At 51.8% G+C, this 22,467-nt stretch carries 18 protein-coding genes; 12 read left to right on the top strand and 6 right to left on the bottom strand.

Annotation, left to right across the window (positions count from 1 at the left end; genetic code table 11):
- Nucleotides 1–57: 57 nt before the first annotated feature.
- The 3 genes from mazG (at nt 58) to eno (ending at nt 4,065) form a co-directional block, all read left to right on the top strand.
- On the top strand, nt 58–852 hold the full coding sequence (gene mazG / locus ACQY6F_RS06295) for a nucleoside triphosphate pyrophosphohydrolase (protein WP_428773022.1): 795 nt from the start codon (nt 58–60) through the stop codon (nt 850–852).
- A 196-nt stretch (nt 853–1,048) separates the two neighbouring features.
- Nucleotides 1,049–2,686 carry a CTP synthase gene (locus ACQY6F_RS06290; protein ID WP_428773020.1) on the top strand — a complete coding sequence of 546 codons (1,638 nt, stop codon included), beginning with the start codon at nt 1,049–1,051 and terminating at the stop codon, nt 2,684–2,686.
- Nucleotides 2,687–2,763: 77 nt separating this feature from the next.
- Nucleotides 2,764–4,065 carry a phosphopyruvate hydratase gene (gene eno / locus ACQY6F_RS06285; protein WP_428773018.1) on the top strand — a complete coding sequence of 434 codons (1,302 nt, stop codon included), beginning with the start codon at nt 2,764–2,766 and terminating at the stop codon, nt 4,063–4,065.
- A gap of 127 nt (nt 4,066–4,192) precedes the next feature.
- Here eno and ACQY6F_RS06280 read toward each other — a convergent pair whose 3' ends face one another.
- Nucleotides 4,193–5,407 (bottom strand): multifunctional CCA addition/repair protein, encoded by a 1,215-nt coding sequence (locus ACQY6F_RS06280; RefSeq protein ID WP_428773016.1) that lies wholly within the window; start codon nt 5,405–5,407, stop codon nt 4,193–4,195.
- Between the two features lie 88 nt (nt 5,408–5,495).
- On the opposite strand from ACQY6F_RS06280, the gene ACQY6F_RS06275 reads away from it, so the two are divergent.
- Entirely contained in the window at nt 5,496–7,106 is a 1,611-nt protein-coding gene (locus ACQY6F_RS06275; protein ID WP_428773015.1) for an AAA family ATPase, read from the top strand.
- The gene (locus ACQY6F_RS06270; protein WP_428773014.1) at nt 7,107–7,847 is read left to right on the top strand and encodes a general secretion pathway protein GspB; all 741 of its coding nucleotides are present in this window, start codon (nt 7,107–7,109) and stop codon (nt 7,845–7,847) included.
- Between the two features lie 66 nt (nt 7,848–7,913).
- Here ACQY6F_RS06270 and ACQY6F_RS06265 read toward each other — a convergent pair whose 3' ends face one another.
- The 3 genes from ACQY6F_RS06265 to ACQY6F_RS06255 all read right to left on the bottom strand — a co-directional run bounded on the left by ACQY6F_RS06265 (nt 7,914) and on the right by ACQY6F_RS06255 (nt 10,771).
- Nucleotides 7,914–8,525: a TIGR04211 family SH3 domain-containing protein gene (locus ACQY6F_RS06265; protein WP_428773013.1), complete on the bottom strand. Its 612-nt coding sequence runs from the start codon at nt 8,523–8,525 to the stop codon at nt 7,914–7,916.
- Between the two features lie 183 nt (nt 8,526–8,708).
- Nucleotides 8,709–9,968 carry an inorganic phosphate transporter gene (locus ACQY6F_RS06260; protein ID WP_428773011.1) on the bottom strand — a complete coding sequence of 420 codons (1,260 nt, stop codon included), beginning with the start codon at nt 9,966–9,968 and terminating at the stop codon, nt 8,709–8,711.
- A 122-nt stretch (nt 9,969–10,090) separates the two neighbouring features.
- Nucleotides 10,091–10,771, bottom strand: coding sequence for a TIGR00153 family protein (locus ACQY6F_RS06255; RefSeq protein ID WP_428773010.1), 681 nt, complete (start codon nt 10,769–10,771; stop codon nt 10,091–10,093).
- Between the two features lie 205 nt (nt 10,772–10,976).
- Between ACQY6F_RS06255 and ACQY6F_RS06250 the strand changes: the two genes are divergently transcribed.
- Nucleotides 10,977–12,494 (top strand): CYTH domain-containing protein, encoded by a 1,518-nt coding sequence (locus ACQY6F_RS06250; protein ID WP_428773009.1) that lies wholly within the window; start codon nt 10,977–10,979, stop codon nt 12,492–12,494.
- A 120-nt stretch (nt 12,495–12,614) separates the two neighbouring features.
- On the opposite strand, the gene ACQY6F_RS06245 is transcribed toward ACQY6F_RS06250, so the two are convergent.
- Nucleotides 12,615–13,385, bottom strand: coding sequence for a potassium channel family protein (locus ACQY6F_RS06245; protein WP_428773007.1), 771 nt, complete (start codon nt 13,383–13,385; stop codon nt 12,615–12,617).
- A gap of 121 nt (nt 13,386–13,506) precedes the next feature.
- Between ACQY6F_RS06245 and ACQY6F_RS06240 the strand changes: the two genes are divergently transcribed.
- The 3 genes from ACQY6F_RS06240 to hldE all read left to right on the top strand — a co-directional run bounded on the left by ACQY6F_RS06240 (nt 13,507) and on the right by hldE (nt 19,253).
- Complete coding sequence (locus ACQY6F_RS06240) at nt 13,507–14,763, top strand: methyl-accepting chemotaxis protein (protein WP_428773005.1); 1,257 nt, start codon at nt 13,507–13,509, stop codon at nt 14,761–14,763.
- A gap of 150 nt (nt 14,764–14,913) precedes the next feature.
- Nucleotides 14,914–17,754: a bifunctional [glutamate--ammonia ligase]-adenylyl-L-tyrosine phosphorylase/[glutamate--ammonia-ligase] adenylyltransferase gene (glnE, locus tag ACQY6F_RS06235; protein WP_428773004.1), complete on the top strand. Its 2,841-nt coding sequence runs from the start codon at nt 14,914–14,916 to the stop codon at nt 17,752–17,754.
- A gap of 68 nt (nt 17,755–17,822) precedes the next feature.
- Entirely contained in the window at nt 17,823–19,253 is a 1,431-nt protein-coding gene (hldE, locus tag ACQY6F_RS06230; RefSeq protein WP_428773003.1) for a bifunctional D-glycero-beta-D-manno-heptose-7-phosphate kinase/D-glycero-beta-D-manno-heptose 1-phosphate adenylyltransferase HldE, read from the top strand.
- Nucleotides 19,254–19,368: 115 nt separating this feature from the next.
- Here the strand turns inward: hldE and tolC are convergent, their stop codons facing one another.
- A complete protein-coding gene (gene tolC / locus ACQY6F_RS06225) occupies nt 19,369–20,676 on the bottom strand; it encodes an outer membrane channel protein TolC (protein WP_428773001.1) in 1,308 nt (435 codons plus the stop codon).
- A 254-nt stretch (nt 20,677–20,930) separates the two neighbouring features.
- On the opposite strand from tolC, the gene nudF reads away from it, so the two are divergent.
- The 3 genes from nudF to cpdA all read left to right on the top strand — a co-directional run.
- Nucleotides 20,931–21,566, top strand: coding sequence for an ADP-ribose diphosphatase (gene nudF, locus ACQY6F_RS06220; RefSeq protein ID WP_428772999.1), 636 nt, complete (start codon nt 20,931–20,933; stop codon nt 21,564–21,566).
- Entirely contained in the window at nt 21,548–21,985 is a 438-nt protein-coding gene (locus ACQY6F_RS06215) for a DUF1249 family protein (protein WP_428772998.1), read from the top strand. The genes nudF and ACQY6F_RS06215 overlap by 19 nt, the downstream gene beginning before the upstream one ends.
- Nucleotides 21,986–22,014: 29 nt before the next feature.
- The coding region (gene cpdA / locus ACQY6F_RS06210) for a 3',5'-cyclic-AMP phosphodiesterase (protein WP_428772996.1) at nt 22,015–22,467 on the top strand (453 nt) is incomplete at its 3' end.

Below are 22,467 nucleotides of genomic sequence, written 5' to 3'. Positions count from 1 at the left end.
GCCCACCCTTTCTGTTTCTGCTGAAGTGACACTAAGCAATCGGAAGGGAAGTAAGCAATGAGTCATTCTATTGAACAATTGGTGGAGATCATGGCCCGGCTACGGGATCCGCAACACGGCTGTCCCTGGGATTTGCAGCAGACGTTCGACACTATCGTTCCCCACACCATTGAGGAGACCTATGAAGTGGTGGACGCCATCCATAACCAGGACTGGTCAAACCTCAAAGAAGAGCTGGGTGATCTACTGTTTCAGGTAATCTTTTATAGTCAGTTGGCGAAAGAGCAGGAGCTGTTTGATTTTGCCCAGGTGGTGGAAGGGGTCAATGAAAAACTGACCCGCCGCCACCCCCATGTGTTTGGCGAAATCGAATTTGAGAATGAAGCGCAAATTCACGCCAACTGGGAAGCGGAAAAGGCGAAAGAAAAAGCCCGGGCGGGCAAAACAGCACAAAGTATCCTAGACTCAGTTCCTAATTCGCTGCCGTCCTTGGCCAAAGCCAATAAAATTCAGCGCCAATGCGCCAAAGTGGGCTTTGACTGGCCAACATTAGGCCCGGTAGCCGAGAAAGTCGCTGAAGAGCTGGACGAGGTGATGCAGGAAGCACGGCAAGTGGACGTCGATGCGGTGGCGATTGAAGAAGAGTTGGGTGACCTGCTGTTTGCCACCGTCAACCTGGCCAGGCATCTGAACACCGACCCTGAAGCGGCATTGGCGAAAGCGAACAATAAGTTTACTCGCCGTTTCCAGCAGGTAGAGCGGATGGTGGCGGAGCAGAATAAAGGACTGGAAGAGTGCTCACTTGATGAGCTTGAATCGCACTGGCAGCGGGTCAAACGGCAAGAAAAATAGCCGACATTGTGATCAATTAAGACGGTCATCCCGACGCATAAAGGCAGATTGAGACACCGTGTGATTTGATTTGAAGCAAAAAATAAAAAAACGCAGTGTGATAGATTTCACGTTGTGGCGGTAAAAGGGTTCTGGTATAGTTTGGTCCCGTCCAGAAGAAATCCATTTCCCTCATTCAACCAATTTCAGGTTAAACATGACGACAAATTATATTTTTGTTACTGGCGGGGTTGTATCCTCTCTAGGTAAAGGTATTGCAGCGGCATCCCTTGCAGCGATTCTAGAAGCTCGTGGTCTTAAAGTGACCATGATGAAGCTTGACCCTTACATCAACGTTGATCCAGGCACCATGAGCCCAACTCAACACGGTGAAGTGTTCGTTACGGAAGATGGCGCGGAAACTGACCTAGACCTTGGTCACTACGAGCGTTTCATTCGTACCAAAATGACCAAGCGCAACAACTTTACCGCCGGTCGTGTTTACGCTGACGTTCTACGCAAAGAGCGTCGTGGCGACTACCTGGGTGCAACCATTCAGGTTATTCCTCATATTACTAATGCGATCAAAGATCGTGTGATTGCTGGCTCTGAAGGCCACGATATCGCTATCGTTGAAGTGGGCGGTACTGTGGGTGACATCGAGTCACTACCATTCATGGAAGCTATTCGTCAGCTAGCGATCGAAGTTGGCCGCGAAAACGCGATGTTCATGCACCTGACGCTGGTTCCTTACCTGGCAGCAGCGGGCGAAGTGAAAACCAAACCAACCCAGCACTCTGTAAAAGAGTTACTGTCGATCGGTATTCAGCCAGATATTCTGGTTTGCCGCAGTGACCGTATTATTCCTGCCAACGAGCGTAAGAAAATCGCCCTGTTCTGTAACGTATCAGAAAAAGCGGTTATCTCGATGAAAGACGTCGACTCGATCTATAAGATCCCGCAACTGATCCGCTCGCAAGGGTTGGATGACCTGGTTTGCGCACGCTTTGGTATTGAAGCTCCGGAAGCGGACCTGTCTGAATGGGAACAGGTAATCTATGAAGAAGCCAACCCTACCAGTGAAGTGACCATTGGTATGGTGGGTAAATATATCGAACTGCCTGATGCTTACAAATCCGTCAACGAAGCTCTGAAACACGCCGGCCTGAAAAATCGCCTGAGCGTGAATATCAAGTACGTTGATTCACAGGATGTGGAAACCAGAGGTGTTGAAGTGCTGGAAGGCCTGGACGCGATCCTGGTTCCTGGCGGCTTCGGTGACCGCGGTATTGAAGGTAAGATCCGTGCGGCTCAGTACGCGCGTGAAAACAAAGTGCCTTACCTGGGTATCTGTCTGGGTATGCAGGTGGCGCTGATCGAATACGCGCGCAACGTGGCCGGTATGGAAGGTGCGCATTCAACCGAATTTAACAAAGAAACCAAATACCCGGTTGTTGGCCTGATCACTGAGTGGGTCGACAAAGAAGGCAACGTAGAAGAGCGCACTGAAACGTCAGATCTGGGCGGTACGATGCGTCTGGGTTCACAGCTGTGTCACCTGGCGAAAGGTTCAAAAGCTTACGAAATGTACGGTAGCACCACTATTCACGAGCGTCACCGCCACCGCTACGAAGTGAACAACAACCTGCGTCCACAAATTGAAAAAGCCGGCCTGAAAGTTTCCGGCTTGTCGGCAGACAAGAAACTGGTAGAGATGATCGAAAACCCGGATCACCCATGGTTTGTTGCTGCTCAGTTCCACCCTGAATTTACCTCGACACCTCGTGACGGACATCCACTGTTCTCAGGTTTCGTGAAGGCTGCCGGCGAGTACCAGCGCAGCGAAGACAAGTAAAAGGATACGGGCAGTTGCGAAGGCTGTGCTGCTGCCCTTTAATTTTGACATTTAAATTTAAATGAGAGGAATCATTAATGTCTAAGATCGTTAAAGTTCTAGGTCGTGAAATTATCGACTCACGTGGTAACCCAACGGTAGAAGCAGAAGTTCACCTAGAAGGCGGATTCGTAGGTATGGCTGCTGCACCATCTGGTGCATCTACTGGTTCTCGTGAAGCTCTTGAGCTGCGCGATGGCGACAAATCTCGTTTCCTGGGTAAAGGTGTACTGAAAGCGATTGCTGCAGTAAACGGTCCAATCGCAGAAGCTCTGGTTGGTAAAGATGCCAAAGCTCAAGCAGACATCGACCAAGTGATGATCGACCTGGACGGTACTGACAACAAATCTAACTTCGGTGCAAACGCGATTCTGGCTGTGTCACTGGCGAACGCTAAAGCAGCGGCAGCTGCCAAAGGCATGCCACTGTTCGAACACATCGCTGAACTGAACGGTACTCCTGGCCAGTTCTCTATGCCTCTGCCTATGATGAACATCATCAACGGTGGTGAGCACGCAGATAACAACGTTGATATCCAGGAATTCATGATTCAGCCAGTTGGCGCTGCAACCCTGAAAGAAGCGCTGCGCATCGGTGCTGAAGTATTCCACAATCTGGCTAAAGTACTGAAAGGCAAAGGCCTGAACACTGCAGTTGGTGACGAAGGTGGTTTCGCTCCTAACCTGGAATCTAACGCTGCTGCTCTGGCTGCAATCAAAGAAGCAGTTGAGCTGGCTGGCTACGAGCTGGGCAAAGACGTAACTCTGGCGATGGACTGTGCAGCTTCTGAGTTCTACAACAAAGAAGAAGGTATCTACGACCTTAAAGGTGAAGGCAAGAAATTCACTTCTGAAGAGTTCAACCACTACCTGGAAGGCCTGGTTGCTGAGTACCCAATCGTTTCTATCGAAGACGGTCTGGACGAGTCTGACTGGGACGGTTTCGCACACCAAACTAAACTGCTGGGCGACAAAATCCAACTGGTTGGTGACGACCTGTTCGTAACTAACACTAAGATCCTGGCTGAAGGTATCGAGAAAGGCATCGCTAACTCTATCCTGATCAAATTCAACCAGATCGGTTCTCTGACTGAAACTCTGGCTGCTATCAAGATGGCTAAAGATGCAGGTTACACTGCGGTTATCTCGCACCGTTCAGGTGAAACTGAAGACGCAACTATCGCTGACCTGGCGGTAGGTACTGCGGCTGGTCAAATCAAGACTGGTTCTATGAGCCGTTCTGACCGTGTTGCTAAGTACAACCAGCTGATCCGTATCGAGGAAGCGCTGGGTGAACGTGCACCGTTCAACGGTCTGAAAGAAGTGAAAGGCCAAGCTTAATTTAAGCTTAGCGATAACGCTTTAATCAAAGCCCCGCAATGCGGGGCTTTTTGCTTTCTGTTACTCAATCAGTTTATTGCGATTGACCTGTTTTCACTAAGCTGGTGTCCGTAATTGGCGACTGGGCTCAACCGGTTTGCGCTATTGCCGCCACCCGCCTTTTATCCAGTTCTTCACGAATCGACTGGCCCTTAAAGCCGTCTGCGATCACCTGCTGCACATCGACAGAGACAGCGGCGTCAAAAGCAGCAGTAAAAATCTCCCGCTGGGGGTAGGGCTCGTTTTCCAGGCCGAGACGACCTCTGTGGTCCGCTTCACAGCACAGCAGCACTTCATCCAACCTGCTCGGTTTTCGCCACACATCCAGCCGGTTGAGTATTTTCAGTTTAGTCGCGGGTTTCAGTTCCGCCGCCCGGTGTATATTTGAGTGCTGGGCGCACACCGCCAAAGCTAAGTCGCGAAATTCATTCGGTACCCGGACTCGCCCACACAGGGTTTCAATCCGTTTCAGCCCAGTGTGGCAGTGCATTTTATGACTTGGCCACTCGCTTTCCGGCGTGACGCCTTTGCCGAGATCGTGGACTTGGGCGGCAAAGCGCACCGTCGCTGACTCAGAAAGCCGTGCGGCCTGCTCGGCGACCATCAAGGTGTGAATACCGGTATCGATTTCAGGGTGCCACCTGGCAGGTTGAGGGACGCCAAACAGGCAGTCCAGCTCCGGTAGCACTACCTTGAGCGCTCCGCACTCTCTGAGTATCTGCAGGAATACCTGCGGGCGTTGTGTCGTCAGTGATTTATGCCACTCCTGCCAGACCCGTTCAGCGGTTAAATGCGCCAGCTCGCCGGAGTCGGCAATCTGACGCATTAACTGCAGGGTTTCTTCCGCGACGGTGAAGCCTAGGTGGGCCAGTTTGGCGGCAAAGCGCGCTACCCGCAGCACCCGCAGTGGATCTTCAACAAATTCCTCAGAGACATGCCTGAGCACCCGTTGTGCTACATCCTGCTGGCCGCCGTAAGGGTCGATTATCTGCCCGCTCTGATCCTGCGCCATGGCATTGATGGTCAGATCGCGCCGGCGTAGATCCTGCTCTAGCGTCACATCAGGGGCAAAATGGCAGGCAAAGCCGGTATAGCCAGCCGCGGTTTTTCTTTCCGTTCGGGCGAGGGCGTGTTCTTCCCGGGTTTTGGGGTGCAGGAACACCGGAAAGTCTTTGCCGACCGGAGTATAGCCGGCGGCGATCATCTCATCGGGGGTGCTGCCGACCACTACCCAGTCGTGATCATAGACGGGCAATTGCAGCAATTGGTCACGGACCGCGCCGCCAACCAGATAAATTTCCACGTAAACTCCTCGAAAATGCAGCTTTATATTTGCGTAATCTGCTGGCAATGGTACTTTTCTTAACAGACAAAGCAAAGAGAACAGCGCTATGTACAAGGACTTTTTTCGCCTGACGGAGTTGCCATTTTCCATCGTGCCGAACTCTCGTTTCTTATATTTGAGTCAGCGACATAAAGAAGCCATGCGCCATCTCAAGGATGGCCTGGGTGATGGTGGCGGGTTCGCCATGCTGACCGGTGAGGTCGGCACCGGCAAAACCACTGTCGCCAAAGCCCTGCTCAGGTCCCTGAAGAGCAACGCGAAGGCGGGATTTATTCTCAATCCGACCTTCTCCAGTCAGGAGCTGCTGGAAGCCATCTGTGATGAATATGACATCGCTTACCAGCCGCAATCGAGCCTGAAACAACTGACCCAGGCGATTTACCAGTACCTGCTTGATAAGCATAGTCAAGGGGTGCTGGTGCTGTTGGTGATTGATGAAGCGCAGCACCTGGCTGCGGATGTACTGGAGCAGTTGCGGCTGCTAACCAACTTTGAGACCGAAAGCCGCAAGCTACTGAAAGTGCTATTAATCGGTCAGCCGGAGCTGCAACAGAAGCTGCAGATGCCCCAGTTACGTCAACTGGCACAGCGCATTACCGGGCGCTATCACCTGCTGCCACTCGATAGGCAGGAGAGCATCAATTATATACAGTACCGGGTGGAGCTGGCGGGAGGCGATGACAATCTGTTTTCACCGGCCTGCCTGAAAGTGATCGCCGAATACAGTCAGGGGATCCCAAGGCTGATCAACCTGGTGTGCGATGCGTCGCTGAAAAAAGCCTATCAACTGGGAGAAGCCCTGCCCAGCCGGCAGACGGTAGAAGCGGCCTGTATCGAGGTGATGTCGTTCCAGACTGCCTCGCAACAGACACCGGTGGCTGCGCCGCGACGACAGTCAAACTGGACACTCGCGGCGGCACTGGTATTTGGCGTCAGCTTGGCGACATTGACCTATCAGTGGACACCGACATTGTCTGCACCCTATATCGCCCGTTATCTGCAGCAGGCTTATCCGGTGATTGACGTGGAGCCTATCGAGCATCAAGTGCTGTCGAATGAGCTGGTGGAGCAGTTATTGGCTTCCAGCCAAGTAGAACCCGAGATAGAGACGCTGTACCAGTTGTGGGGCTTTCAACCTTCGTTCGTCGAACAGCTGTGCCAGCCAGGTGGCCAAGGGGCGTTTTATTGTCAGGCGGCCCGTGGCGATCTGGAACAGCTGAGCGCGTTGAATCAGCCGGTGGTGCTGACACTTCGTCATCAGGGAACAACCGGTTATGCCGTGTTATACAGGCTAGATCAGGATCAGATGGAGCTACTGGTGAATGGCCAGCATCTGAAGCTGGAGAGCCGCTGGCTGGCGGAAATCTGGCGAGGGGAGTACCGATATATCTGGCAGCGCTACTGGTCTGAGACATTGAAGCCGGGTATGCGAGGGGAATCGGTCGCGTTACTCGAACAGCGTCTGGCGCAGGTGCTGGGTGAAATCAGCAGCAACAGCGATCGCTATGACCAACAGCTGAAGCGACGAGTGGAGATGTTTCAGCAGTGGCAGGGGCTGGATGTGGATGGCATTGCCGGCCAGCAGACTTTGCGCCGGTTGGAAGAGTTAAGCCAGCAACAAGCGCCCCGATTAAGCGATTTGCAGGAGGATGCTTAAATGTCAAAAGTGCTTAATGCGTTAGATCGCTCGGAACAGCAGCACCTGCAGTATCAGCCTGGCAATGTTGGCCGCGGCCTGAGCCGTGACGCGGGAGAAACCGGTCCGTCACGGACTAAAATTGCTGCGGCGATGTTTTTGCCCGCGCTGCTGATAGCCGGCTGGTCGTTAAATGACTTCTACCAGCAGCAGTATCAGAGCTGGATGAGCCAGCGCCAGCCGGAGCCAGAGTCTGTGGAAGTGGCGGTGGACTATCAGCTGCTGCCTTATCCCCAGTTTGACAACCTGTTGCCGACCTATCAGCTGGCTCCGCCAGTGACATCGAGTCAGCCGGTCAAAGAGGCCGTTAAAGCGAAGCCTGCGGCGGGTAACGCTTCCGCAAATGGCTTGCAGGATATTGACCTCAGTGGATTATCACCGGAACTGGCCCAGCGAGTGGAGTCGGTGCTGGAGGATTCTCAGCCGGCAGAAACATCGTCAGAGCCGGCGAGTCAGTCCGCGCTGAACCTGGCCACTCAAGGGGCGGGATTACGCGGTAAGTTGCCAGCGATGAACTTTCAGACTCATGTCTATTCCAGCAATGAAAATAAACGTTGGGTTAAGATCAATGGTGTTGAATACAGTCAGGGCGACAGGATCTCAGCTGATGTTGAATTGGTGGCTATTGAGCCCAGGGCATGTTTAATACGATATGCGGGTCAGTTGATCCAGGTGCCGGCGCTATATGACTGGCGGGGATAACCATCCAGATAAACATCCAATAGCGAAAAAGTAACAAGGCCACCGCAATGGTGGCCTTGTTCAGTATTATGCCCAGCCCGATGGAGAACGTTTTCTGCGTGGCAGGATATGAGGTAACAGCAGACCAAGCAGCAAGCCGCCGCCAGCGACACCACCACCGTACATGAAATACTTCAGCAGCAGGTCTTCTTTCTGGGTATCCAGTTTGGCGCGCAGCTTACGCACTTCTTCTTGTGAAGAGGTCAGCTGCTGGCTGATTTCGCCATAGTTCTGTTCCAGATCAGCGATCTGCTGGTTGCGAACATCAAGAGATTCAACCAGACCCGCTTTTTCGCTGTCAGCGTTGGCTCTGGCATTGGCCAGCTTCTCTTTGACGTCTTTCAGTTCCGCTTCCAGTTTCGGCAGACGAACCGCCATGCTCTCTTCACGGGTAACAAAACGACTCTCTACCCAACCTTTACGCCCTTTGGAATCGACGACTTCGCTGTAACCGCTGTCTTTATTGCTCGACAGCAGTTTTACTTTGTCACCCGCATCAACACTGCCAATAATCCGGTATTGATTACTCGGGCCTGAGTGCATGTAAGTAAAGAGTTTGTCGGCGATGTAGCGGTCTTGGGCCAATGCGGCAGGGGCTGCCACTAAAGTCACTAAAACCATGCAAATCAGTTTCTTCACGGTAAATCCTTTAACTTGTTCTTTCTATAAGACATATTCAGCTAGGCCAAATAGTAAGAAGTTTCTTTAGAGCGTGCAACTAACAAGGGAGGCAAAGCCTCCCTTTCTGTGCGTTTGAGTCAATAATGACATTGTCATTACATAGCGTTGACCTTGTAGCCAGGCTGCTATTCAACGCTTTGCTTAGCCAAACATACCTTGCAGCATGTAGAAAAACACCACTGCCAGTAGTGCGCCTGCTGGCAGCGTCACGATCCATGAAGCGACGATATTACGTACTACACCCAGGTTCAGTGCCGCGATACCACGAGCGAAACCGACACCCAATACCGCACCTACCAGAGTTTGCGTGGTTGAAATTGGCAGACCAGTACCAGAGGCCAGAACCACAGTACAGGCTGTGGCCAACTGAGCGGCAAAGCCACGGCTTGGCGTCAGTTCGGTAATACCGGTACCGACGGTCGCCATCACTTTGTGGCCCATCGTAGCCAGGCCGACTACGATACCGAAGCCACCCAGTGGCAGTATCCACCAGGCAATCTGGCTCTTGGAGGTAATCTCACCCATATGTTCAACGGTTGAGACAACCGCAGACAGTGGACCGATCGCGTTGGCCACATCATTGGAGCCGTGAGCAAACGCCATGGCACAGGCTGTTATCACCATCAATACACTGAAGATGCTTTCAACACCGGCAAAGCTGTGGTCATCTTCGCGATTGGCAAATTTCTTCTGAATGTACAGGTAGCCGCCCAGCATAATCAGTCCGGAAACGCCGGCAGACCATACCCAGGCTTCCCCATTACTCAAATGAAGACCAACGTGTTTCAGACCTTTCTTGATGGTTACCAGCGCGATAACCATAGTGGTAATAAACATGTAGACAGGGACAAAGCGTTTGGCGTTGACCAGCGGGTTTTCAGTGTCGAAGATTAACCGTTGGGCACTGATGAAGATCACGTAGGCAAAGAAACCGGAAATCAGCGGGGTGATGATCCAACTGCCGACAATCCCCTGTACACTGCCCCAGTCCACCGCTTCAGTACCGACTGAGACACAGGCAAAGCCGATAATGGCGCCGATAATCGAGTGGGTAGTGGAGACCGGCCAGCCCATGTAGGATGCCAGCAGTAGCCACGTACCGGCGGCCAGCAGTGAAGCCATCATACCGTACACCAGAATATCAGGCTGGTGGGCGAAGAGCTGGGTTTCAATCACGCCCTTACGAATAGTATCGGTTACTTCGCCCCCGGCAAGATAAGCACCGGCAAATTCAAAGATCATCGCAATGATGATTGCTTGTTTAACTGTCAGTGCTTTCGAACCGACCGATGTGCCCATCGCATTCGCAACGTCGTTTGCACCGATACCAATTGCCATCAAAAAGCCGAAAAGCGCAGCAACAATGACAAGGATAGTGCCGTAGTTTGCAAGGATATCCATCGTAATACCTAGTTATTTTTTGTTCAGAACGGCAAAATTTGGCGCGACGCTTCCTGCAGTTTGTCACTGCATAAAGCGATTCGGGCTAAATCATGCGCGATGCTGGTTAGTTAACTTAAAAATTAAGAACGGGACAACATCAGTTCCAGCCGTGCACCCACGCGCTGAGCCTGATCGGCGATTTCGCCAACCCATTCAAGAATCTTGTACAGGAACATAACATCAATCGGATTCATGTCCGATTCGATCGCCATCAATTTCTGGCGCAGTTCGATCTGCATCATGTCCGTGTCGTCTTCGATAACATCCAGTTGATGGATCATCTCAGCGACAAGTGTCACTTCTCGACCTTTAAATCCGGTTTCGAGCAGTTCATCCAGTTCGTTTATGACATTCTGTGCCTGGTTGGCAGCGTCAAGGCAGCGTTTGACGTAAGCGATAAAACCTGGTTGCAGAGCTTCAGGGATCATCAGCCGACGACCGTAAACACGGCCTGCAATATCTTTTGCAAGGTTGGCAAGTTTGTCCTGCTGGGTCAGCAGTTCAAGCATGTCTGTGCGGTCAACAGGAAGGAATAGGCCACGTGGCAATTTCAGGCGAATTTCACGTTTTAATACGTCCGCTTCTTTTTCCAGATGCGAAATTTGAGCACGGATTTCGGCTGCTTTTTCCCAGTCACCTTTAGAGCTGACTTCAAAAAAGTTGATCAAGTGTGAGCAACATTCGTTGACACACACAACGTGGCGTTGCAAAGGCTTTATTGGGGACTTTGCAAATAACCCCATGATGGTATTTACTGGCATGGTCATTCAACCTAATAGCTATAACCTAAAAATAACATACACCAACTCGTGGCGAAATGTTGAACGATGGCTATAAAGGCGCGCATGTTAACCCATAAAAAGCCGTATTAAAACTGTTTTAGATCATCATTGAATGTATATTTCGATCTTGCCGCGCTGGAAAATAGGCAATATTCTTCGGGTATCTGCTTTTAAAGGTCTGATTATGGAAACTGAGATAGAACTGAAGTTTTTTGTTTCTGCTGATTTTTCAGAAATATTGCGAACTAAGATTGCGCAAACAAAAATACTTCAGCACAGCTGTCGCGAGTTGGGCAATACCTACTTCGATACGCCGGAACAATGGTTGCGCCAGCACGATATTGGCTTGCGTATCCGTCGATTCGATGACGTTCACGTACAAACGGTGAAGACATCTGGTCGAGTCGTGGCCGGGCTGCACCAAAGACCGGAATACAACGCCGAACACAGCGGCAATCATCCCGATATCTCTCTACACCCCGTCGATATCTGGCCGGAAGGTAAAGCCCTACAGGATCTACAAGCTGAGCTGGCTCCGCTGTTTTCCACCAACTTTAGTCGAGAGCAGTGGTTGATCGGCATGCCCGATGGTAGCCAGGTAGAAGTGGCGTTTGACCAGGGCGCAGTTATCGCCGGAGACAAGCAGGAACCGATCTGTGAAGTGGAACTGGAACTCAAATCCGGTCAGACCGATGCATTGTTTACCCTGGCGCGTACCTTGTGTGAGGCCGGTGGTATGCGACTGGGTAATCTGAGTAAAGCCGCCAAAGGTTATCGTCTGGCGCTGGATTATCCGGGCGATCAGGTTTGCGATTTGCCGCTAGTCAAAACTCAAAAAGATGATTCGGTGGAAACCTGCCTGATCAATTCGCTCGAGCACGCCTTGTCTCACTGGCATTATCACGAACAGATCTATACTGAGCGGGACGATGTTGCGGCGCTGAAAGAGATCAGCCATGCCATCAGCTTTATTCGTCAGACGCTGACCATTTTTGGCGGCATAGTGCCTCGTCGTGCCAGCGCGATTCTGCGTCAGGAACTCAAGTGGCTGGAAGAAGAGCTCGACTGGCTGAAACAGTCCGATGCTTATGCGGCGCTGCTGGAAGACAAAGGTCATGCCTTGCGTAAACTGGATGCGCGTAAATTCCTGATTGGTGAACTGCAGGCAATGCAAGCCCAGCTGCCCAGCCGGGAAGAGAGCCTGGCCTTGCTGACATCCGCGCGTTATACCGGCCTGTTGCTGGATATCAGTCGCTGGATATTAACCCGTGGCTGGCAACCATTTCTGGATGAAAAAGCCCGTGACAAGATGGCGCTCAATGTTCAGCACTTTTCGGTCAAGCAGTTGGATCGCACCTGGGCTGAGCTGATGGAGGCTTTTCCGCCTGAGCGTAAGCTGAGCTGTCAGGAATATATCGACCAACACTATCGGCTGATGCGCAATCTCTATACCGGAGTTGGCTTTGCCAGCCTTTATGATGTGCAGGAGCGCAACAGTTTCCGTATGCCGTGGGCCGACCTGATTCAGGGTATTGAAGATCTGTTGATGTTAAAACCTCTGGAAGCGTTGAGCGATAAATTGCAGGGTGAGGAGCAGGAACAGTTGGTACGCTGGATCGGCAGACAGCAGAACTCCATCCTGCATGCGATGGAGCAGACCCGCCGAATCAGTATTGAAGCGGAACCCTACTGGCAGGAGTAATGCCCACAGACTCAAACAGGAGCGGCAAAAGCCGCTCTTTTTATATCGGTAAGTCGTGCTCCGGCGATATTTTGGGTCTGAATGCTTACCGGGTATGAATGCCGCTCGGCGGGCCAGCGGTCAGGACTCGGGTGGGTTATCGGCTTTTGGCATTGGTTGATTTTGGCGCTCCAGTGCATCGAGCCTGGCCAGCAGCTGTTGCTGCTGGGTCAGTAACTGTTGCAGCATCGCACGATCTTTACGGCTGTGGCTGCTCGGACTGACGATCAGCGAGGTGATGAGACCGGAGATGGTACCAAACAGGCCAACGCCGGAAATAATCAACCCGGCGGCCAGAATTCTTCCTGCCGTGGTTACCGGGTAAAAATCACCGTAGCCGACAGTGGAAATAGTGACTAGTGACCACCACAGGGCGTCACCACCGTTGTGAATATTGGCCTCCGCCACATCCCCTTCCAGCAGCACCATCAAAATCGATCCGCTGGTGATCAGTAACACCATCATCAGCAATATTGACGCCACGGTGGTTTCCCGCCGGTTCCGGCTTAACTGTTTGCGCAGTGAACGGCTGGAGCGAAGTTCCAGCAGCACACGCAGGATCTGCACCAGCCGCGCGTAGCGCAGTGGCTCAACCAACGGCACGCTGGCGATAAAGTCAATCCAGTGCCGCTTCACAAAATGTTTTCGATCTGCGGCTCGGATCAAATCTATCAGGAGTTGCAGTAGAAAAATGCTACAGATCAAGGTATCCAGGCCGATAAGGATTTGGCGCGTATTGGTTTCCAGCGGGACGAACAATAGGCCGGATACCACAAAAAGCGCTATAAATGAAAGGATTAGTGACAGCAGACTCATCGGTCTGGTGTCGTCTCTGATATCATTCGGCATCATACAAACAAAGCTCATTTTAATGGGTTAACTGCTGCAATCGGGGCAGCGGTGGTAAACCGCAGTAAGATATAAAAATAATCTCATATAAAAATAGTGTATAGGACTAAATGGAGGTCTCACAATGACAACAATGGCATTTAAGCCATGGGAAAGGTTGATTACGGACATCAAACTGGTTCCCAAAATGTTAATGCTGATGGTATTCAGTACGGCGCTGATTGTTGCCAAGCAATTATGGGATGCGAACACTTTCTATAATTCGCTACTGGCGGCAACCAATGACATGCAAGTTGCCCAGCAGCATTACGAAGCTTATTTAGTGCAGGTCGTCTGGCAGACAGTCGCGATGATCATTGTCTTCGCCGGATTGTTGTTGTTTGCCTCGCGTATTATGCTGCGCCAGACTCAGTACCTGAGTGATTCCATCAAGCTGATGGCAGAAAAAGATCTGTCAGTGCCCATCGTGATGGAATGTAAAGACGAATACGGTGATGTAGCCCGAGAGCTGGAAAGAACACGCGTTCAGTTGCAAGAGATGATCCGTATGCAGGTCGACGCTTCCCAGGAACTCTCCTCGCTGACGGAAGTGATGACCACCAGTATGGCAGAAACCCGCGAATCGACGCAGGAAGAGTTTGCTGAAATTGACCAGCTGGCAACCGCGATGAGCGAAATGAGCTCGACGGTACAGACGGTCGCTGAGCATGCGCAGAATGCCTCGACTTTGACAGAGAATGCCTCGGGCCAGGCATCTACCGGCCAGCGTTTTGTTCAGGACACCGTGTCTAAAATCAGCGAGTTATCACAAGATATTTCCGCTTCTGCTCAGGCAGTGAATCAGGTTGAAGAGAGTGTCGAAGCTATCGGTAGCGTGGTCGGCACCATTCAGGGCATTTCGGAGCAGACCAACCTGCTGGCGCTTAACGCGGCAATCGAAGCCGCACGTGCCGGTGAAGCTGGCCGAGGGTTTGCTGTCGTAGCGGATGAAGTACGGAACCTGGCTCAGCGCACTCAGACCGCGACGGTCGAGATCCAGGATATGATTTCACAGCTGCAAACCAGTGCGACCTCTGCGGTAGAACTGATGGAAAAAAGTGTCGTAGAAGCGGCCGAAGGGGTGGAGCTGGTTACCAATGCGGGTAATGAACTGGATGGCATCGTCATGCAGGTGAATCAGATCAACGACATGAATTTCCAAATCGCTACCGCTGCAGGTCAGCAAAGCAGTGTGGCTGAGGAGATGAATCAGAATCTGACCAATGTCCGCGGGCTGGTGGAAGTGTCAGTTACCGTGATCACTGAACTGCTGGAGACCTCTGAACTGATGCAGAACAACGCTCACGAGCTGGATAAGAAAATCACGTCATTTAAAATCTAGTTCGCGTGGACAGAGCGGAACTTTAAATCGTTGTCAGAGCTTTGAATTAACGCCCACACTTTGCTGTTGGGCGTTTTTTTATTGCTGCCAATTACGGTACATTAAAGCAATATGGCCTGATGCCAGACTCGCTATCATCAAGGAAGCCAAATGCTCACATCTGAACTAGACACCATCGCGCAAAAAAACCTTCAGCTACTCTACCAGCAACAGCAATTTGAACATTGGCCGCAACTTTTGCAGCAGCAGCTCGAACAGGTGGCTGGTCTGAGCCAGTTTATCTGTGAGGCGTTGACCCGGGATGCGACTCTGGTGGAGCAGTTACCGGCGATGTTGACGGAGTCGCAGCGCTGGCAGCAATACCGGCCGAGGCTTGAGGTGCTACTGGCCAACTGCAGTGATGAAAGCAGCGGTCACCGAATATTGCGTCAGTTCCGTAATCGGGAAATGGTCTACATCGCCTGGCGGGATTTCTGTAACGACTGGTCACTGGACAGCAGTCTGGAGCACTTGTCGCAGTTGGCGGAAGCGCTGATTGTGGAAACTTATCGCTGGCAATATCAGATCTGCTGTCAGGAGTGGGGTACGCCCTGCAATGAGGCCGGAGAAGCGCAACCTATGCTGATTATCGGAATGGGTAAGCTCGGTGGCGGTGAACTGAATTTCTCTTCCGATATCGACCTGATTTTCACCTACCCGGAAAACGGCGAAACCCAGGGTGCCAGACGCAGTATCGCCAATGCGCAGTTTTTTACCCGCCTGGGCCAGCGCATCATCAAGGCGCTCGATCAACAGACCTTTGACGGCTTCTGTTATCGGGTGGATATGCGTCTGCGGCCGTTTGGTGAGAGTGGCCCACTGGTGATGAGCTATGGTGCCCTGGAGGATTACTACCAGGAGCAGGGCCGGGACTGGGAACGTTACGCGATGGTGAAAGCCCGGGTAATGGGCCGGGAAATGTATCCTGAATATCAGAGCCTGCGTCAGATGCTGCGGCCGTTCGTTTTCCGCCGTTATATCGATTTCAGTGCCATTCAGTCGCTGCGGCGGATGAAATCGATGATCAGCAGTGAAGTACGCCGCCGCCGTTTAACCAACAATATTAAACTCGGACCGGGTGGCATTCGGGAAATCGAGTTCATCGCCCAGGTGTTCCAGTTGATCCGCGGTGGCCGGGATCCGCTGCTGCGTCAACGGGGCTTGTTGGAAACCCTGTCGGCGGTGGCGCAATTGCAACTGCTCAGTGACAGCGACGTCGATAGCCTGATCGGCGCTTATCGTTTCCTGCGCCGGTTGGAAAACCTGCTGCAGGCGATGGCGGACAAACAGACCCAGACCTTACCGGATTCCGAGCTGGAACGGCTGCAACTGGCTACCGCAATGGGCTATGCTGAATGGTCGGCGCTACAGCAGGATGTCGAGCAACATATGGCCAGCGTCCATCAGGTGTTTGAGCTGCTGATTGGCGAAGAAGAGGAAGAGAGCAGCTCGGTCGCGCCTTTTTACCAGGAGCTGTGGGATATGGCTCATAAACGGGATGTGATTGAACACATTCTGGAACAGGATATCGGCAGCAACCAGATCGGCCAGATGGCCGAAACCATCATAGGTTTCAAACAGGATCTGGCCAAGAAGACCTTAGGCCCCAGAGGGCGGGATGTGCTCAACCGGTTAATGGCCAAGGTATTTGCCGCTATCTTCGAACACCCGGAAGCCGAATTCGGTCTGCCGCGCGTGCTGCACCTGTTGCAGAATATAGTAACCCGCACGACCTATCTGGAACTGCTTGACGAGCATCCTGCGGCATTAACTCAGGTGGTTCGACTCTGTACGGCCAGTCCGATGATTTCTGAACAGTTGAGCCGTTATCCGATCCTGCTCGATGAACTGATAGACCCGCAACAGCTTTACAACCCGATTGCGCTCAATGCCTATCGCACTGAGCTACGCGATTTTCTGGCCCGGATTCCGGAAGATGATATGGAGCAGCAGATGGAAGCACTGCGACAGTTTAAACAGATCTGTATCTTGCGTATCGCTGCCGCCGATATTGCTGGTGTGCTGCCGGTGATGAAAGTCAGTGACCACCTGACCTATCTGGCAGAAGCGATCGTCGACGCGGTTGTCAGCCAGGCCTGGCTGCAGATGGTGGAAAAATACGGTCAGCCGGCTCATTTGGCCGAGCGAGACGGCAAAGGGTTTGCGGTCATTGGTTATGGCAAAGTCGGCGGCTGGGAGCTGGGTTACAACTCTGACCTCGATGTGGTGTTCCTGCATGACTGCCCGGTCAATGTCTACACCGATGGCAAAAAAGAGATCGATGCGCGCCAGTTCTATTTGCGCCTGGCCCAGCGCATTATTCACCTGTTTTCGACCCGGACCGCTTCCGGCATCCTGTATGAAGTGGATACCCGCCTGCGTCCTTCTGGCGCGTCCGGTTTGCTGGTTAGCCCGGTAGAGGCGTTTGAACAGTATCAGCGCGAAGATGCCTGGACCTGGGAACACCAGGCGCTGGTGCGGGCGCGGATGATATATGGTGATCCACAACTTGAACAGGCGTTTGCGGCGGTGCGCAAATCCATTCTCACCCTGGCCAGACCTGAGCCGGAGCTGAAAACCGAAGTGAAGCAGATGCGACAGAAAATGCGTGATCACCTGGCGGGCAAAAAGCCAGAGCGGTTCATGCTCAAGGAGGATCAGGGTGGTATTACCGATATCGAATTTTTGGCCCAGTATCTGGTGCTAAGGTTCAGCCATGACTGTCCCGAACTGACCACCTGGTCGGATAACGTGCGTATCTTTGAAACTATGCAGCAGCAAGGGGTGATGGAGGCTGGGCAAGCGGAAGCGATCAGCCACGCTTATACCTCAATGCGCGATCAGATCCATCACCGCAACCTGCTCAATCTGGATGCGGATGTGGCACTGGATAAATTCCGCACTGAACGTCAGCAAGTTATCGATATTTGGCAGCAGTGGCTCGGTGAGTAAAAACGTCGTTTTAGTGCCGAGGTGCGCTGTGATAAACTCTGCCGCAAGCTATAAATTGGAGAACCATAATGAAACCTATCCTACCTGACTACAGCGATTCAGGTGTCCTGATCATCGGTGATGTCATGCTGGACCGCTACTGGTACGGCCCTACCGGACGTATTTCACCAGAAGCGCCGGTACCTGTAGTGAAAGTAGAGAATAATGAGGAGCGTCCTGGCGGCGCGGCCAACGTGGCGATGAATATTGCCTCACTCGGTGGCCATGCCCACATTATTGGTTTAACTGGTATCGATGAACCTGCCCGGGTTCTCAATGAAACCTTATCGGCGCTGAAAGTCCGTTGTGACTTTGTCGGCTTGGCCAATTACCCGACCATTACTAAACTGCGGGTGCTAAGCCGCGGTCAGCAATTGATTCGACTCGATTTTGAAGACAAATTTGAAAATACCGAAGCGGATCTGATCCTGTCACGGATGGAACAGGCGCTGCCAAAAGTACGTGCGGTGATCCTGTCTGACTACGCCAAAGGTGCTCTGGAGCACGTCGAGCTGTTCATTGCCAAAGCCCGCGAAGCGAAGGTACCGGTGTTTATCGATCCGAAAGGCAGCGACTTTGAACCTTATCGTGGTGCTACCCTGCTAACACCGAACATGGCTGAATTTGAGCTGGTAGTCGGTAAAGTGAAGACCGAGCAGGAGCTGGTGGACAAGGGCCTGGCCCTGATCGAACAGTACGACCTGGAAGCGCTGCTGGTGACGCGCAGTGAGCACGGAATGACGTTACTGCGCAGAGGTCTGCCGCCGCTTAACCTGCCGACACTGGCAAAAGAAGTCTATGACGTGACCGGTGCCGGTGATACGGTCATATCCGTGCTGGCAGCATCGGTTGCCGCAGGCAAACCGCTCGACGAAGCCTGTGCATTAGCCAATGCCGCTGCTGGCGTGGTAGTGGGTAAACTGGGCACCTCAACCGTTTCGACCATTGAACTGGCTGAAGCGGTACATGGCAGCCAGGATACCGACTATGGTGTGGTGAACGAACAAGCCCTGATTGAAGCGGTACAAAAAGCGCAGGCCAAAGGCGAAAAAGTGGTGATGACCAACGGCTGTTTCGACATTCTGCACGCTGGCCATGTGTCATACCTGAATCATGCGGCGCAACTGGGTGACCGGCTGATCGTGGCGGTCAATACCGATGAATCGGTCAAACGGCTGAAAGGCCCGGGCCGCCCGGTTAACCCGACCGACCGACGGATGGCGGTCCTGGCTGCCCTCGGTGCGGTAGACTGGGTTGTGCCATTCAGTGAAGATACCCCGCAGCGGCTGATCTCGGAAGTCCTGCCAGATCTGCTGGTGAAAGGGGGGGACTATCTGCCTGAGCAGATCGCCGGCGGTAAAGAAGTGATTGCTAACGGTGGCCAGGTCAAAGTATTAAACTTTGAAGATGGCTGCTCAACTACAGAAATCATTGATGCCATCAAAGGTGGCCGGGGTTAAACAGCAGTAAAGACGCAGACTGCCGTTGATTGCCTAACCGGCTCAGCCTGTCTTTCTGCTATAAAAAAGCCACTGCATGCAGTGGCTTTTTTGTTGTCGGTTTGTCGTTGAGCCGTTATTGGGCCGCTTTCAATCCGGCGTCGATATCGAGAATTTCCTGTTCGCTCAGAGTACCAACGGCCTGGCGCAGTTGCAGTACGCTCTGGATGTAATCGTAACGGGCGTTAGACAGATTGCGGTTGGCATCATACAGACGACGGGTAGAATCCAGTACGTCTACTATGGTACGAGTACCTACTTCAAAACCGGCTTCTGTGGCTTCTAACGCTGAGCGGGCAGAGATGACCGACTGCTCGTAAGCACGCAGTGCGCCAATAGAAGAAGTGATGTTGTTATTAAATGCACGGACATCACGTACTACGCTACGATAAGTCGCTTCCAGATCCTGGCTTGCCGAGACATAAGCGTATTCAGCTTGTTTGGTTTTCGAGGTGACACTACCACCGCTGTATATTGGCACTGACAGGTTAATGCCGACATTGAGGTTGTTGTAATTCTGAATATTGCTTGGACGAGAATCGTCAGCAAGAGTGTAACCACCGTCAAGTGTCAGAGAAGGCAGGTGGCCAGAGCTGGACAGGGAGATATTGTCACGGGCGATATCTTGATTGATACGCGCCGATAACAGGCTCAGGTTACGTTGCTGCGCTTGATCGATCAGATCTTCCACTCCGGTTGGCGTCGCGCTGGCTTTGAAGCGACCGGTATCTAAAACATCCAGGTTGGAATGTTCCTGACCAGTAATTTCACGCAAGCCTTCGTAACTGTTGGTCAGCGTATTTTGTGCCAGTACTTCATCGGCTAACACCCGGTCATATTGAGCCTGAGCATCGTGAACGTCAGTGATAGCGGACAGTCCTACTTCAAAGCGTTGTTTGGTCTGTTCCAGTTGGCGGGCCACTGCAGCTTTTTCCGCGCGAACGAATACCAGGCTGTCCTGCGCGCGCAAAACGTTAAAATAAGCCTGTGAGACACGCAAAATCAGAGCTTGTTGCGCGACAGCATAAGACGCATCAGAACGACGTGCGTTCTTTTCGGCAGTATCTAATGTGATCCAGCTAGAACGGTTGTACAGCTCTTGCGAGAAACCCAGAGTGGTCGACCAGCCATTGATGTTTTGGGTAACGTTGTTGTTTTCCCCACGATCAATATCGTAGCCTGCGGTCAGTTGGATTTGAGGCAGCAAGGTACTACGGCTAGAGTTGATGGCTTCAAAAGCCGCGTCTCGTTGGGCCGCAGCACTTAAAAGCGTAGGATCATTCGTTTTCGCTTGTTCGTAGATGTCTTTAATGCTGTCTGCAGAAGCATTAAAGGCCAGACCACTGAGAGTTGCACCTATTATAATTGGTAGCAGTTGCTTCATCGTCTTATTTCCTGCTGTTTTATTTAGAGGGGTAGTTGCTCTGATTTTAACTTATCTTGCTGCCTATTTACTCAAAATTTTGCATTTTTTTACATCGACCTATTTGAATACCTGTTGATACCTATCGAATTTGGCAATAAAAAGACCTGTTTAAGTTAACTAATAATGCAATTTTTATATAAAAAGTTGAATGGTGTCTTGGCAGTTATGTGAGAGTCTGAGTAAACTAGTGGTTCAACGTTGAGAGGTGCACCATGCAGCAAGCAAAACTGGCTCAGGTACAGTTTACGCCCGAGGATGTCGATATCCTGGACAAGGAAATTGTCTTTGACGGTTTCTTCAAAATGCGCAAATACCGCTTCCGTCACAGACGATTTGCCGGAGGCTGGAGTGAGCCCATTGAGCGGGAAATGCTCGACCGTGGTCATGCTGCTGCGCTATTGCCTTACGATCCTGTTACCGACCAGGTGGTTATTATTGAACAGATTCGGGTTGGGGCACTGGAACATGCCAACCCCTGGCAGCTGGAAATTGTCGCCGGGATACTCGATACCGACGAAACCGCTGAGCAAGTGGTCCGCCGCGAAGCGGTAGAAGAAGCGGGCGTCGCTATCGATCAGGTAATTAAGGTGACCTCCTACTATCCTTCTTCTGGAGGTTGTTCTGAAATGCTCGACATTTATGTCGGCAGCGTAGATGCAAACTCGGCGGACGGCATCCATGGTTTAGAGCACGAAGGAGAAGATATCCGTGTCCATGTGATGACGCGAGAGCAAGCCTACCAACTGGTTGAACAGGGCAAAATTGAAAATGGAGCCTCTATTATCGCGCTGCAATGGCTGCAGCTAAATGTGGATAAATTAAGAAAGCAATGGATAACGTCGCTGTGAAAAAAACCTATCACGTTGACCTGAGTGAGTTAATGCGGGTTTACGAGACTAATTACGCCAAGCTTAACGCTTTGTTGCCGTCGCAACCGAGCGTCGGTGACGTGCGTTGTTACCAGGCAGCGAACAGCTCTTATCAAATAGAAGTGGGAGAAGTCACAAAGTACACAACTTTGGTTGATATTTGTCAAAGCGATGACACCCCAGTATTTCCATTGCCAAAAATGTCTGTCAGGCTGTACCACGATGCGAGAGTTGCTGAAGTTTGTCGTGCTGAGCACTTAAGCCAAGTAAAAGCCCGTTATGACTATCCCAACAGTAAAATGGTTCAGAAAGATGAGAAAGCTCAGCTGAACCGGTTTTTGGGAGACTGGCTGACATTTTGTTTGAAACATGGCATCAGTCGCGCACCACTAATATAACTCTAAGACTATTGTTAGGTTTTTAAGAATTGAAACTATCGTCAAGCTCAACTGACCAATCAGCGATCCGGCTGTTACAAATTACAGATACTCATTTGTTTGCCCCTGCAGACGGCAGCTTATTGAGTGTGAACACGATCGACAGCTTTCAGGCTGTCGTGAAAGCGATCGTGGCGCAGCAGAGTCACTATGATGCGATTCTGGCCACCGGGGATATCTCCCAGGACCACAGCGCCGAGTCGTACCAACGTTTTGCTGATGGAATTCGTCCGCTGCAGCAAACCTGCTACTGGTTACCCGGCAACCACGATTTCAAACCCAACATGGGCTCAGTACTGCCATCCCAGCAGATCCAGCAATGTGAACATATTCTGCTCGGTGACCACTGGCAGATGATCATGTTGGATTCCCAGGTCGTGGGTGTTCCACACGGTCGGCTGAGCGATCAGCAATTGCAGTTGTTGGATCAGAAGCTGAGCGAA

Origin of the sequence: Vibrio sp. (assembly GCF_050299255.1) — a bacterium.
Lineage (GTDB): Bacteria > Pseudomonadota > Gammaproteobacteria > Enterobacterales > Vibrionaceae > Vibrio.
The sequence above is the reverse complement of the archived record's forward strand: the minus strand, read 5'-3'. Positions and strand labels throughout refer to the sequence as shown.